This window comes from Rhizobium sp. No.120 (genome assembly GCF_054558365.1).
This window is the reverse complement of record NZ_BAAJNQ010000002.1, coordinates 592,987-605,629: the sequence shown is the minus strand read 5'-3', so window position 1 is coordinate 605,629 and position 12,643 is coordinate 592,987. Positions and strand designations below refer to the sequence as shown.

General features: G+C 60.7%; 12 protein-coding genes. 5 read left to right on the top strand and 7 right to left on the bottom strand.

Annotation, left to right across the window (positions count from 1 at the left end; all coding sequences use genetic code 11):
• Positions 1-69: 69 nt before the first annotated feature.
• The gene (gene guaB / locus ACYJRZ_RS08635; RefSeq protein ID WP_459458003.1) at positions 70-1,554 is read right to left on the bottom strand and encodes an IMP dehydrogenase; all 1,485 of its coding nucleotides are present in this window, start codon (positions 1,552-1,554) and stop codon (positions 70-72) included.
• A 308-nt stretch (positions 1,555-1,862) separates the two neighbouring features.
• On the opposite strand from guaB, the gene ACYJRZ_RS08630 reads away from it, so the two are divergent.
• On the top strand, positions 1,863-2,780 hold the full coding sequence (locus ACYJRZ_RS08630; RefSeq protein ID WP_459458001.1) for an alpha/beta fold hydrolase: 918 nt from the start codon (positions 1,863-1,865) through the stop codon (positions 2,778-2,780).
• Positions 2,781-2,900: 120 nt separating this feature from the next.
• Positions 2,901-3,566 (top strand): glycerol-3-phosphate 1-O-acyltransferase PlsY, encoded by a 666-nt coding sequence (gene plsY, locus ACYJRZ_RS08625; RefSeq protein ID WP_459457999.1) that lies wholly within the window; start codon positions 2,901-2,903, stop codon positions 3,564-3,566.
• A 49-nt stretch (positions 3,567-3,615) separates the two neighbouring features.
• Here the strand turns inward: plsY and ACYJRZ_RS08620 are convergent, their stop codons facing one another.
• Positions 3,616-4,488, bottom strand: a complete 873-nt coding sequence (locus ACYJRZ_RS08620; protein ID WP_459457997.1) for an MBL fold metallo-hydrolase — start codon at positions 4,486-4,488, stop codon at positions 3,616-3,618.
• A 346-nt stretch (positions 4,489-4,834) separates the two neighbouring features.
• Here ACYJRZ_RS08620 and ACYJRZ_RS08615 point away from each other — a divergent pair, with 346 nt between their 5' ends.
• Positions 4,835-6,265: a DHA2 family efflux MFS transporter permease subunit gene (locus ACYJRZ_RS08615; protein ID WP_459457995.1), complete on the top strand. Its 1,431-nt coding sequence runs from the start codon at positions 4,835-4,837 to the stop codon at positions 6,263-6,265.
• Positions 6,266-6,338: 73 nt separating this feature from the next.
• Here ACYJRZ_RS08615 and ACYJRZ_RS08610 read toward each other — a convergent pair whose 3' ends face one another.
• The 5 genes from ACYJRZ_RS08610 to ACYJRZ_RS08590 form a co-directional block, all read right to left on the bottom strand.
• Positions 6,339-7,076 carry an RlmE family RNA methyltransferase gene (locus ACYJRZ_RS08610; RefSeq protein ID WP_459457993.1) on the bottom strand — a complete coding sequence of 246 codons (738 nt, stop codon included), beginning with the start codon at positions 7,074-7,076 and terminating at the stop codon, positions 6,339-6,341.
• Positions 7,073-8,650, bottom strand: coding sequence for a Ppx/GppA phosphatase family protein (locus ACYJRZ_RS08605; protein WP_459457991.1), 1,578 nt, complete (start codon positions 8,648-8,650; stop codon positions 7,073-7,075). The genes ACYJRZ_RS08610 and ACYJRZ_RS08605 overlap by 4 nt, the downstream gene beginning before the upstream one ends.
• A gap of 146 nt (positions 8,651-8,796) precedes the next feature.
• Positions 8,797-9,600 (bottom strand): anti-sigma factor family protein, encoded by an 804-nt coding sequence (locus tag ACYJRZ_RS08600; RefSeq protein WP_459457989.1) that lies wholly within the window; start codon positions 9,598-9,600, stop codon positions 8,797-8,799.
• Positions 9,593-10,237, bottom strand: a complete 645-nt coding sequence (locus ACYJRZ_RS08595) for an RNA polymerase sigma factor (protein ID WP_459457987.1) — start codon at positions 10,235-10,237, stop codon at positions 9,593-9,595. The genes ACYJRZ_RS08600 and ACYJRZ_RS08595 overlap by 8 nt, the downstream gene beginning before the upstream one ends.
• Before the next feature lie 62 nt (positions 10,238-10,299).
• The gene (locus tag ACYJRZ_RS08590; RefSeq protein WP_459457985.1) at positions 10,300-10,842 is read right to left on the bottom strand and encodes a tetratricopeptide repeat protein; all 543 of its coding nucleotides are present in this window, start codon (positions 10,840-10,842) and stop codon (positions 10,300-10,302) included.
• Between the two features lie 196 nt (positions 10,843-11,038).
• On the opposite strand from ACYJRZ_RS08590, the gene ACYJRZ_RS08585 reads away from it, so the two are divergent.
• Together ACYJRZ_RS08585 and ACYJRZ_RS08580 are read left to right on the top strand one after the other, a co-directional pair.
• On the top strand, positions 11,039-12,091 hold the full coding sequence (locus ACYJRZ_RS08585) for a type III polyketide synthase (RefSeq protein ID WP_459457983.1): 1,053 nt from the start codon (positions 11,039-11,041) through the stop codon (positions 12,089-12,091).
• Positions 12,091-12,588 (top strand): isoprenylcysteine carboxyl methyltransferase family protein, encoded by a 498-nt coding sequence (locus ACYJRZ_RS08580; RefSeq protein WP_459457981.1) that lies wholly within the window; start codon positions 12,091-12,093, stop codon positions 12,586-12,588. The genes ACYJRZ_RS08585 and ACYJRZ_RS08580 overlap by 1 nt, the downstream gene beginning before the upstream one ends.
• Positions 12,589-12,643 lie beyond the last annotated feature (55 nt).

The following is a 12,643-nucleotide window of genomic DNA, read 5'->3' as shown; positions in this document are numbered from 1 at the left end:
AAATCGATCACGATTTAAGGAATTATGCAGTAAGGGCTTGGCGTTGCCCGAAGCGCGATCTGCCAGCAATCAGCCGCCGGCGCCCGGATAGTTCGGGCTTTCGCGGGTGATCGTGACATCATGGGCGTGGCTTTCGCGCAAGCCCGCGCCCGAGATGCGGACGAAAGTGGCCCGCTCCTGGAAATCCTTGAGATCGGCACCGCCGACATAGCCCATGGCTGCCTTGAGGCCGCCCGCGAGCTGGTGCAGCACGCCGGAGACCGGCCCCTTATAGGGAACCTGGCCTTCAATGCCTTCCGGAACGAGCTTCAGAGTGTCGCGAACCTCGGCCTGGAAGTAACGGTCTGCAGAACCACGCGCCATGGCCCCGACGGAACCCATGCCGCGATAGGCCTTAAAGGAGCGGCCCTGGTAAAGAAACACTTCGCCCGGGCTTTCATCCGTGCCGGCGAGCAGCGAGCCGATCATGACAGCCGATGCTCCGGCGGCGATCGCCTTGGCAAGATCGCCGGAGAATTTGATACCGCCATCGGCGATGACAGGGATGTTCTGTTCCCGCGCCGCTTCGACCGCCGACATGATGGCGGCAAGCTGCGGCACGCCAACGCCGGCGACGATACGGGTTGTGCAGATGGAGCCGGGACCGATCCCGACCTTGACGGCATCGGCGCCGGCATCGATCAGCGCGCGCGTGCCGTCATAGGTGGCGACATTGCCGGCCATGATGCGGACGGAATTGGAAAGCTTCTTGACTCGGGTGACGGCATCGAGAACCCGCTGCGAATGGCCGTGAGCGGTATCGACGACCAGAAGATCGACGCCGGCTTCGATCAGGCGTTCGGCACGCTCGAAACCGTCATCGCCGACATTGATGGCCGCAGCGGCACGCAGGCGGCCCTGCGCATCCTTGGAAGCGTTCGGATTGAGCTGCGACTTCTCGATGTCCTTGACGGTGATCAGGCCGACCAGACGGCCATCGCCGTCGACGACGAGCAGCTTTTCGATACGATGCGTGTGGAGCAGGCGCTTGGCTTCCTGCTGCTGCACGCCATCCTTGACCGTCACGAGATTTTCGCGGGTCATCAGCTCGTAGATCTTCTGCTGGGGATCGGAGGCGAAGCGGACGTCGCGGTTGGTGAGGATGCCGACGAGGCGATGCGACTTCTCGACGACCGGAATGCCGGAAATGCCGTGCGCCTTCATCAAGGCGAGCGCTTCGGCAAGGGTGGCGTCGGGGCCGATGGTGACCGGATTGACCACCATGCCGCTTTCGAACTTCTTGACCTGGCGGACCTCTTCGGCCTGCTGCACCGGTGTCAGATTGCGGTGGATAACACCGATACCCCCGGCCTGCGCCATGGCGATCGCCAAACGGCTTTCGGTCACCGTATCCATTGCCGCTGAAATGATCGGCAGGTTGAGATCGATATCCTGGGCGATCCGGGTGGCGACATTCGTCTGGCCGGGCATGACCTCGGAGTGTCCCGGCTGCAGGAGCACGTCGTCGAATGTCAGGGCATCCAACCCGGTTGGCGTTTCAATGATGCGTGCCATGGCCAATTCCTTCGTCTGTGAAAAACAGGAAAGCCCGGAACGAATCGTCTACCGGGCGATCTTGCAAGTGTTGCTTGGAAGTTGGCGAGGGCTGGTAACACGTCTATGACAGGAAGGGAATAGCAAAAAGCGATGGGCAGGTATGCTAAGCTCTGGCGTGCTCATGTCTGATCAGTCACCTTGCCAGGAACCGGTCCGGCGGAGCAGTTTCCGCGCCACGTAAGTTGAAGATTTTTACTTGTTGTAAAAAACCGATTTCATCATGCTGGAAAAATTATCTGCGCATTTGGCCGGAGGAGGAATGGCACATGAAGACAGTCACAGCCGGCGTTCTGGAAATCGCCTATCGTGAGAGCGGACCACTCGACGGCCAGCCGGTGATCCTTCTGCACGGCTTTCCATATGACATTCATTCTTATGACCAGGTGGCCGAGCAACTTGCTGCAGATGGGTGGCATTGTTTCGTGCCGTTCTTGCGTGGGTTCGGGTCGACGCGATTCCTTTCCGACGAGACCTTCCGGTCAGGAGAGCAAGCCGCTCTCGGTTCGGACCTTCTGGCTTTCATGGACGCGCTTGGCATCTCTTCGGCGACGCTTGGCGGCTATGACTGGGGTGGCCGCGCGGCATGCATCGTCGCTGCACTCTGGCCCGAGCGCGTTCGCGGGCTGGTAAGCTGCGGGATGGGATACAACATTCAGAACATCGCCGCCGCCAGCAAACCCGCCTCGCCCGAAGAAGAATATCGCTATTGGTATCAATATTACTTCCATTCGGAGCGCGGCCGAAAAGGATTGACCGAGAAACGCCGCGAGCTTTGCCGTTTCATCTGGCAGCTATGGTCTCCCACGTGGACTTTCGATGACGCAACTTACGAACAGAGCTTTGCGGCATTCGAAAATCCGGATTTTGTCGATGTCGTCATTCATTCCTATCGACATCGGTTCGGCGGCATTCCCGGAGATTCAGAGCTGCAGTCCATAGAGGCAGAACTCGCCAAGCAACCTGATATCACCGTGCCAACCTTCGTTCTGCAAGGCGCCGACGACAGTGTCGATCCCCCTGATGCATTCGACCACGCCGCACAGCATTGCAAGACCGCGTTCTATCAACGACGCATTATTGCAGGGGTTGGACACAATCTGCCGCAGGAGGCGCCTGGTGCTTTTGCAGACGCCATTCGTGCCGTTACGCATCAAGATAGTGGTCGCTTTCGCGACCGTTCGTGAGCTTACATCCTGCGGTCAAGTCGCGGATATGCTAAGCCTTGGCTTCAGTAGAGAATCCGCCCCCCCCGCTACGATAATTCTATGCGAATAACCGTTGAGGATACAGACAAGGTGGCATTCATGACTTTCTGGATAGCGGGCGTAGTTGGGTTGGCGATTGCCTATCTCTTCGGCTCCATACCCACGGGCTATCTGGCAGGGAGACTGCTCAAGGGCATCGATCTTCGGGAACTCGGTTCCAAATCGACTGGCGCAACGAACGTATTGCGGACCCTTGGGAAATGGCCGGCCTCGACGGTACTCCTCGTCGATGTGCTGAAAGGTGCCGCGGCGATCGTCTTTGCGCGTTGGTTTTATCCCTGGCTCTACACGCTGCCGACTGCGCTTGGTCCGCAGAGCCAGCAAAGCTTGGTTCCATGGGCGGTTTGCTTGGCAGGGCTCGCCGTATTGCTCGGGCATAGCCGCCCCATCTGGTTGAATTTTCGGGGCGGCAAGTCCGTCGCGACCGGATTGGGCCTGCTGCTGGCGATAGCCTGGCCGGTAGGCTTGGGCGCGGTAACGGTTTTTGGCGTTGTCCTGGCTATTTTTCGGATTGTTTCTCTGGGATCAATCCTGGCAGCACTGACCGCGATTGCCCTTGTCTGCGGCCTGGAACAGCCATTGCCCTATCGGTTGCTGGTGATTGCCGGCGGCCTCTATGTGATATCGCGCCATCGTACGAACATTCAGCGACTTCTCGCGGGAACAGAACCCCGTCTTGGGCGAAGTGCCGTGGTCTCAAACTGAAGCGGGATCGCACATCCAGCATATGCGATCCCATACTGCCTCGATTGGCTCACACATCGAACTGGTAGCTCTTCGGAATGTAGCGAAAACCTTCCGGCTGCTTTTCGATGAAGCCGACGGCGGGGAAAGGCATGTGGAAGCCGAGGAAGGGGATGCGGTCGGCGGCGATCATGTCGAAGATGCGGCGACGAGTCTTGGCCGCCTGCGGCTTGTCCAGATCGAAACGCACGTCCCAGTCCGGACGGCCGAGAGAGAGCACATAGTGATTGGCGGTGTCGCCGGTCATGACGAGCTGGCTGCCACCGGCTTCCAGGTGGAAGACGAGATGGCCGGGCGTGTGGCCGGGCGCCAGCATGGCGGTCATGCCGCTGACGATCTGGTCGCCATCCCTAAGGAAGGTCATCTTTTCGGCGAAGGGCACGACATTGGTAAGCACTGCCTTATGCCCGCCTTCCGTCGGCGTTCCCTCGCGCGCCGTGTCAGTCCAGAATCCGTATTCGATCTCGCCGGCAACGTAGCGGGCGTTTGGAAAGGCCGGGCCATGCTCCTCCATCAATCCGTTGATATGATCGCCGTGCAGGTGCGTCAGCGCAACGACGGTAACCTGTTCCGGCGTGTAGCCGACCGCCTTCAGACCTTCGCGAAAGCGGCCGAGGCCACGTGCACGTCCAGCCGCGCCAAAGCCGGTATCGACAACGATCACCTCGGAGCCGGTGTCGATGATGGCGGGCGCATAGCTGTTCACAAGCTTTTCCGTCGGCAGGAAATTCTGCTCCAGCAGCTTGCGAACCGTATCGGGCGTCTGGTTTATGCCGAAAGTCTCCCAGGGGTTTTCCATAATGCTGGCGCCGTCCTTCACGACGGTGATGGTGCAGGATCCCAATTTGAACTGATGCGTGTCTGGGGGCGGGACGGCAGTCATGATTTCACTCCTTCTGCTGATGCGCGGCGTAAGCCACGCCTATCGTTGCCGCCGGCAGCAACAGTTCGGGAAAGTCGTTCTGTCCGGCCAAAATTTGGTCATGACAAGACAATCCAATTCCGCTAATACACCGACGACGTTTTATGCGCTTAGCATTTCCATGCTCTTAGCATATGTCAAACCCTGCTTTCGATGCCCGACGGTGGCAGACATCACGAAGACGTGATCCCCCGGCGTCTATAGAGCAAGATCCAGGATTGGCAGCAGCCTCGCATGGGACTACAGAGCGGCTGATCGTGCCAAAAGCGGCAGCTTTACCGCAGACATACTATCGAGGCAGACGCCTATGAATCGCATCGTTCCATTGATCCTGGCCGTCGCACTCTTCATGGAACAGATGGATTCCACGGTCATCGCGACAGCGCTGCCCGCCATCGCCAACGATCTGCATGTCGGCCCGATCACACTCAAGTTGGCGCTGACCTCCTACATGGTGTCACTCGCTGTCTTCATCCCGATCAGCGGTTGGATGGCGGATCGCTTCGGAGCGAAGAACATCTTCCGTGTTGCCATCTGCGTCTTCGTCATCGGTTCCATCATGTGCGCTTTTTCCGGCGGCCTTCTGGAATTCGTCTTTGCCCGCTTCCTGCAGGGTGTCGGCGGCTCGATGATGACGCCGGTCGGGCGCCTTGTGCTGGTTCGCACCACGCAGAAAAGCGATCTCGTTTCGGCCATGGCGCTGCTGTCAATTCCAGCCCTCGTCGGTCCGCTTGCCGGCCCTCCGCTGGGCGGCTTCATCACCACTTACGCTTCCTGGCACTGGATCTTCCTGATCAACGTGCCCGTCGGCGTCCTCGGCGTGATCTTGGCGTCTATCTTTCTGCCCGAGGTGGAAGCGACCAAGCCGCCGAAGCTTGATGTCATCGGTTTCCTGCTGACCTCCTTTGCCGCTTCCGGTGTCGTCTTCGGCATGTCCGTCATCAGCTTGCCGGCACTGCCGCCCTATATCGGCATCTCGGCGGTCATCATCGGCTTTATCTGCGGCGTTCTTTATGTCGGCCATGCCCGACGCCACCGGGCGCCGATTCTCGACCTGTCACTGTTGAAGAATGCCACCTTCCGCGCCTCAGTCACCGGCGGCACGCTGTTCCGCATCTGCATCGGCGCCATGCCCTTCCTGACGCCATTGATGCTGCAGCTCGGCTTCGGCCTTAATCCCTTCCAGTCCGGCCTGATTACCTTTGCCGGCGCGATCGGCGCGATTTCGACGAAATTTATCGCCCGCCGCGTCTTCACTGCCGTCGGCTTCAAGACGGCACTGCTCTCGGCTGCTGCCGTTACGACAGTCACGACAATCTGCACTGGCCTTTTCCAGCCATGGACGCCGCATCTTATCATTGTCGGCATCTTGCTGATCGGGGGCTTCTCGCGCTCGTTCTTTTTTACCGGCGTCAATGCGCTCGCCTTTGCCGATATCACCGACAAGCAGGCGAGCCAGGCGACATCGATGAGCTCGGTCATGCAGCAGATCAGCCTGGCGCTCGGTGTTGCCGTCGCCGCCATGATCCTGGAAGCCTCGACCTTCTTTAGTGGTACGGAGCTGCAGGTTCGCGATTTCCACATCGCATTCTTCTGCATTTCGATCCTGACCGTCGTTGCCACCATCCCCTTTATCCGGATGGATCGCAGCGCCGGCGCCATGGTCTCCGGCCACAAGGCCGGTCTCAAGCGCGTCGCCGCGCTGCAGCCCCAGGTGGAGCAGACGGCTGCCAAATAATGACACCACCCTTGTTGCGCTCCGTCGAAACCGGCGCTTGAGGCGTCTGTTGCTAGATTGAGGGGCGCCGGATTTAACGCGCGGCGGCGGATTGCTTTTCTTCCGCCTGATCTTCCGGCTTCCGGCCCTTGAAGCCCTTCGCCAGCAGGAACATTTCCACCGACTCGGCTCTGGATGCGCCGGGCTTCACATGGATGACCTGACGGAAATTCTGCTTCAGGAAGGTCAGCAGGTCACGCTCGGTGCCGCCCTGGAAGGTCTTGGCAAGGAAATGCCCGCCTTCCGCCAGCACCTCAACGGCAAAATGCGCGGCCACTTCGCAAAGATGCATGGTGCGCAGATGGTCGGTGCGGTGATGGCCCGTCGTTGGCGCCGCCATGTCGGATATCACGAGATCCGGTGTGCCGCCGACGGCTTCGATCAGCCGCTGCGGCGCTGTCGGATCGAGGAAATCGAGCTGCAGGATGCTGACGCCTGGGATCGGCGCCATTTCGAGAAAGTCGATAGCGGCGACACGGATATCCTCCTCGGTCGAGTCGGTCACCTTAGCGGCGATCTGCGACCAGCTGCCCGGAGCAGCACCCAGATCGATGATGCGGCGTGCGCCCTTCAGGATCTGATGCTTCTCGTCGATCTCCAGCAGCTTAAAGGCGGCGCGGGCGCGATAGCCCTCAAGCTGGGCGCGCTGCACATAGGGATCGTTGATATGGCGTTGCAGCCATTGGCGCGACGAGGCCTTCAGCTTCTTTTTCTTGACGCGCTGGCCGAGCTTACGGCCCGTGCGGTTGCCGGCGATGGTTGGCTTGGTCACGTCTGCGGCCCCTTCATATCCCTCGGTCGATGACCCCGGCGCGAACGGCCCCGCCGCCAAACACCATCGTCTGCCATCATGTCGGTCAGCAATCCCTCGCGTAGGCCGCGGTCGGCAACGCGCATGCGCGGGCTCGGCCAGCGGCGGCGGATCGCCTCCAGAATGGCGCAGCCTGCCAGCACCAGGTCGGCGCGATCCGGCCCGATGCAGGGATTGGCGGCGCGACCGGCAAAATCCCAGGATAGGAGCTTAGCCTGCATCGCACTCACTTCGTCATCCGACAGCCAGACGCCGTCGACCCTGCGCCTGTCGTAGCGCGGAAGATCGAGGTGAACCCCGGCAAGCGTCGTCACCGTGCCCGAAGTCCCGATCAGATGGAAGTCGCCGCTGTCCCGCGCTGCGCCATGCACCGGTGGGCAATCGAAACCCTCGAGCATGCGCTGAACTTCGCAGACCATCGTCTCGAACAGCTCCGGCGTCACGTCGCGACCGCCATGCCGCTCCGAGAGTGTGACGACACCGACGGGCAGCGAGGTCCAATGGGTGATGTGATTGGCCAGCCGGCTGGAGCGGTTCTCGCCGATACGGATGACGGCAATTTCGGAAGAGCCGCCGCCGATATCGAACAACACGACGGAGCGCGCCTCCGGCCCCACGAGTGAAGAGCAGCCCGAGACGGCAAGCCGTGCCTCGGTTTCACGGTCGATGATCTCAAGCCGCAATCCCGTCTCTTCCGTCACTCTCGCAAGGAAGGCTTCGCCATTGGCGGCAGCGCGGCAGGCTTCGGTCGCGATCAGCCGCATGCGGCGGATTTCACGCGTTTTCAGCTTGGCCGCGCAGATGCGCAACGCTTCGACGGCGCGATCCATGGCATCGCTAGACAGACGTCCGCTGGCTCCGAGCCCCTCGCCGAGGCGCACGATTCGGGAAAATGCATCGACTACTCGGAACTGGCCGGGACGGGTCGGCTGCGCGATTAGCAGGCGGCAATTATTGGTGCCGAGATCAAGGGCCGCGTAAAGGTCGAGCGGTCGGGAGTCGGCGTCGGCATGGTGATGATGCTGCCCTGGCCCTTCGCGGCGTTGCGGCGATTGCCTTATCGGGCGATCGTCATGGGCCGCCGGAGCATGCGCATTTGAAGGCGTTTTGGCAGGAGCGACGATCTGCGCCACTTTCTCATGCACCAGAGGCCGGCCCTGCAGGCCACGCTTGCTGCGATGCTTACGCCGATTCTTGCCGCTTTTGTGCGAAGACGGATGGCCATGATCCGGCGAGGAGCGATGCTCCGCCGGTGCCGAAAGCTGCTGTGTCTGGGAAGCATGCTGCGCGCCACCTTGGGCTGCGCGTGCACGGCGCCGGCGCTTGCGCTTTTTGGCCGGTGAGCCGGCCTCATCCTCTGCTGGGCGTTGCGCCACCTGGCTGGACTTGCCTGCCTGGATGGCCTCCGCAGAATGAGCGTTCGGACGGCCATGACCGCGCTTACGCTTCGCGCGCCGGGAGGATTTACCCTTCCTGCGCTCTGCTGCCGACGCCCCGTCTGCCTGCGGCGCTAAGCCGCTGTCGGGGTCACTCACGTATCTTTTCCACCGCGCCGCGCAAGGCCCCTGAAGGTATGCTGCTGGCGCTCGTTTGATTTTCGTTGGGCAAAGAATACCAGCAGGATGGGTTTTCGCCAAATTCTTTTTGAATCACGCCATTTTAGGCGCGCCAAAGACAGCCCTCAGGCGATCAGATGCGCCCTGACATCAGCCGCAAGTTGCTCCATCCGGTCGATCGGCGCGTGACCGATCAGCATGAAGGCGTGCGTGGCACTCGACCAATAGACGACATTCATGCCCTTGCGATTTTCCATGTCCGGCGCCGCCGCCCCCCTGGCAGATCGGACGATGCAGAGCGCCATTGGACCGCTTTCCGGATCGAGATAGGCGATCTGGGCGAGCGGCTTACTGTCATAGTTCAGGATCTGGGCACGCTTGAACTCGATACCTGGCATCGCAACAGCTTCAGGCGCCAGCGACAAATCCAATTTGGCTCCGACTTCATTCAATTGCGCAACCTGCTGCGCATGGTCGCCGGCCGGAGCACTCAGCGTATCCGCCGTATAGAGCGAGAGATATTCCGCCACTACGGCACGCCATTCCGTATCTTCATCTGGTTTCGAGAGCTGATGCCGGATGCCGATTACGGCACGATCGACGGCGATGGCAGCGACGAAGCTTGCGGCGACAGCCGCAAGGAAACCACGGCGGCCGATGCCGGCAGAGCGTATTTTGCTCTCCTGCCTCGAGGGAATAGCGGCAAGCATGGCATCCAGCTTCGCAGCCGGCGCCCGGCTAAGCATCGGCTGGAATGCCTCCGCAAAGGGCAAGGTGCTGCGCGACAGAAAATCGAATCGCTCCGCCACGCGCTCGTCGTCGGCGATCAATCGTTCGATCCGCTCGCGCTCGGCGGCATCCAGCTCGCCATCGATGAAGGCGGTGAGCTGCTCGTCCGAGGGCATCTGTCCTTTATGCAATTCACTCATTTCCATTCCCCAGTCGCTCACCTCCGGACGATTTTCCGTCAGCCGCCACTCCCATGCCATCAGCAAGTTTTGCCCGCGCCGCCGCCAGCCGGCTCATGACCGTTCCGATCGGCACCTCCAGAATCTCGGCCACTTCACGATAGGAAAGCCCCTCGACATAGGCGAGAAATACCGCGGTGCGCTGCGCCTCCGGTAGGGCCTGAACACGCTGCAGCACCTGCCCGGCGAGAACGCGTGTTTCGGTTTCCTGTGCGCCGTCGAAAACCAGCGTCTCGTCGGCATCGACGAAGCCCTGCCCCATACGCACCCTGCGCGAGCGAACCTCGTTCAGCCAGATCGAATGGAGGATGGCGAAGAGCCAGCGGTCAAGCCGCGTGCCCGATGTGAACTGAGCCGCCCGCTCCAGAGCCCTGACGCAGGTCGCCTGCACGAGATCGTCGGCCACGTCGCGCTGCCGCGACAACACGACACCATAGCGCCACAGCCGCGTCAGATGCTGGGACAGGCCCGCCCTGATATCCTCTTCGCTCGCTATGACATCCTCCGCCGCTTTCGCATGTCCGGGAGCCGCCAATCTTTTCGGCGGCTCCGTTGCCGTCAGACTATAAGCAGAAATTGCGCCACGAGCGACTGGCATCACTCCCATATTCCTCGCAAAGCTCCCTGCCTATCATCCTCATCACCGGCCATGCCCTGCCATTACAGGCTGGACGGGTTCATGATCGCTGCGTGAAGATCGCGATATTCCTCACAGCTCGTATTGCCGCAGAGCGTCTTGATCGTGTTCAGCTGGTCCTTGGCTAGGTCCATCTGGCCCTTGATGACATAGGCCTCGCCGAGATATTCGCGAACCAGCGTGTACTTCGGATCCATGGCGACGGATTTCTGGTAATAGGAAATGCCTTCATCCGTGCGGCCAAGCTTTCGGGTGACATAACCGCGATAGTTCAGCGCCTCGGCCGTATTTGGGTTTTCCATGGTATCGAGAACGGCAAGCGCTTCCTCGTAACGATGATCCTTCTTAGCAAGCGAATAAGCGTAATCCGCACGGTTCTCGTCCGTGACGTTGGCACCCTGCTGCTTGACGCACTTCTTCGTCTTCTGATCGTAGATCTCGCCCTTCTTGCAGGTCGGCGTCGTGCTGGAATCGTTGCCGGCGGCGAAGACGGGGATGGCGAAGGCGCCGAGGGTCAGGCTTGCGCCGAGGGCGATGGAAGCCAGGCGAAATGCTTGGGTCGTCATGGAATGTCTCCTTGGCAAAATGAACGTTGCGAGGGGAGAACACACCACCCGCATCTTTTATTCGGACGATGCGCAAAATTTTTTCGACGCATTCCAAGCCGGGGCGCCGTCACTCTTTCGTGACCGCTCCGGCATCGAATAGACCGTCGTCATCGCGTGTTTTCGTCCCATGCCCCCAAGGGCACAGGAGAAACTCGTGACCGATACCGTCAAACTTTTAAGCGTCGCCGCCGCAACGCCCGATAACATCATCCTCCAGACTGACGCCGCCGAGACGGCGAGCCGCCTCTTCTCAAGCCGTTTTCAAGACTTCAAATATCTCGCCCGGGTGTTCGAAAGCACCGGCATTCGCAAGCGCCATGTGGCACGGCCGCTTTCCTGGTTCGAAGAGCCGCACGGATGGCAGGATCGGATGGCGGCCTATACCGAGGTAGCCTCGGTGCTTTTCCACCGGGCGGCGACTGCAGCGCTGCGACGCGCCGGTCTTGAGGCCCGGCATGTGGACTGCGTTGTTACAGTCTCGTCCACCGGACTTGCGACGCCAAGCCTCGATGCGCGGCTCGCCGGCTTGATGGGCTTCCGCAGCGATATCGAGCGCGTGCCGGTCTTCGGGCTTGGCTGCGCCGCCGGCGTATCCGGTCTTGCGGTCGCGACGAAGATGGCAAGAAGCCAGCCGGGCGCCGTTGTCCTTTTTATCTCGATCGAACTTTGCTCGCTTGCCTTTCGGCTGGACGAGCTGACGCGGCCCAACATTATAGCCACCGCGCTGTTCGGCGATGGAGCAGCGGCATGTGTACTGCGGGCCGGCGAAGGCGGAATTGCAGAGATCGAATCGACGGGCGAACATCTGTTCCCCGATAGCCTCGGCATCATGGGCTGGAAGATCGACGATACCGGCTTCGGCATCATCCTCGAACAATCGCTGCCTGTCTTCGCTGAGACCCACCTCAGGAGCGCCGTTGCCGGCATTCTGGAGCGATCCCGGCTTTTGATCTCCGATATCGACCGCTTCATCTGCCATCCCGGCGGCGCCAAGGTGTTGGTGGCGCTCGAGAGCGCACTCGGCCTTGAAGAAGGCTCGCTCGATATCGAACGCGAGGTAATCCGCGACTACGGCAACATGTCCTCGCCCACGATACTGTTCGTGCTGGAGCAGGCCATTGCAGCCGGCTTGCCGGGGCGTTCCGCCCTGCTCGCCATGGGGCCGGGATTTTCGGCAAGCTGTATCACGCTGAGGAGGGTCGCCTGATGCTGTGGTCATCGATCGCGCTTCTGACCTTCGTGACGCTGCAGCGGCTGGCGGAGCTCATTTATGCAAGGCATAACACCGCAGCGCTCATTGCCCGCGGAGCCCGTGAATATGCGGCGGAGCACTATCCGTTCATGGTGGTGATGCACGCGGCCTGGCTGATCGGATTGTGGCTGCTCGCCATCGGCCGACCTGTCGATCCCCTCTGGTTCCTACTCTTCATGGTGCTGCAGGCACTGCGCCTATGGGTGCTGGCGACTCTGAGAGATCGTTGGACAACGCGCATCATCGTCTTGCCCCGTGCGGCGCTGGTGACCAAAGGACCCTATCGCTTCCTCAGCCATCCCAACTATGCCGTCGTCGTCGGCGAGATCGCCGTGCTGCCGCTTGCTTTCGGGCTGCCGCTTTACGCCGCGATCTTTTCTCTTCTCAACGGTATCATTCTTGCGATCCGCATCCGCGCGGAAAACGCCTGCCTGAAACAGAGTACGGCTTAACGGCATTTTTCAATTGCGTCGCTGAAATTTGGCAGGCATTTTCGATGCTTAAGGC

Excerpts from the sequence above, each read along its gene's own strand:
- ACYJRZ_RS08590 (WP_459457985.1), bottom strand. The coding sequence starts at position 10,842 with ATGACGACCCAAGCATTTCGCCTGGCTTCCATCGCCCTCGGCGCAAGC.
- guaB (WP_459458003.1), bottom strand. The coding sequence starts at position 1,554 with ATGGCACGCATCATTGAAACGCCAACCGGGTTGGATGCCCTGACATTC.
- ACYJRZ_RS08580 (WP_459457981.1), top strand. The coding sequence starts at position 12,091 with ATGCTGTGGTCATCGATCGCGCTTCTGACCTTCGTGACGCTGCAGCGG.
- plsY (WP_459457999.1), top strand. The coding sequence starts at position 2,901 with ATGACTTTCTGGATAGCGGGCGTAGTTGGGTTGGCGATTGCCTATCTC.
- ACYJRZ_RS08630 (WP_459458001.1), top strand. The coding sequence starts at position 1,863 with ATGAAGACAGTCACAGCCGGCGTTCTGGAAATCGCCTATCGTGAGAGC.
- ACYJRZ_RS08595 (WP_459457987.1), bottom strand. The coding sequence starts at position 10,237 with ATGCCAGTCGCTCGTGGCGCAATTTCTGCTTATAGTCTGACGGCAACG.
- ACYJRZ_RS08620 (WP_459457997.1), bottom strand. The coding sequence starts at position 4,488 with ATGACTGCCGTCCCGCCCCCAGACACGCATCAGTTCAAATTGGGATCC.
- ACYJRZ_RS08615 (WP_459457995.1), top strand. The coding sequence starts at position 4,835 with ATGAATCGCATCGTTCCATTGATCCTGGCCGTCGCACTCTTCATGGAA.
- ACYJRZ_RS08600 (WP_459457989.1), bottom strand. The coding sequence starts at position 9,600 with ATGAGTGAATTGCATAAAGGACAGATGCCCTCGGACGAGCAGCTCACC.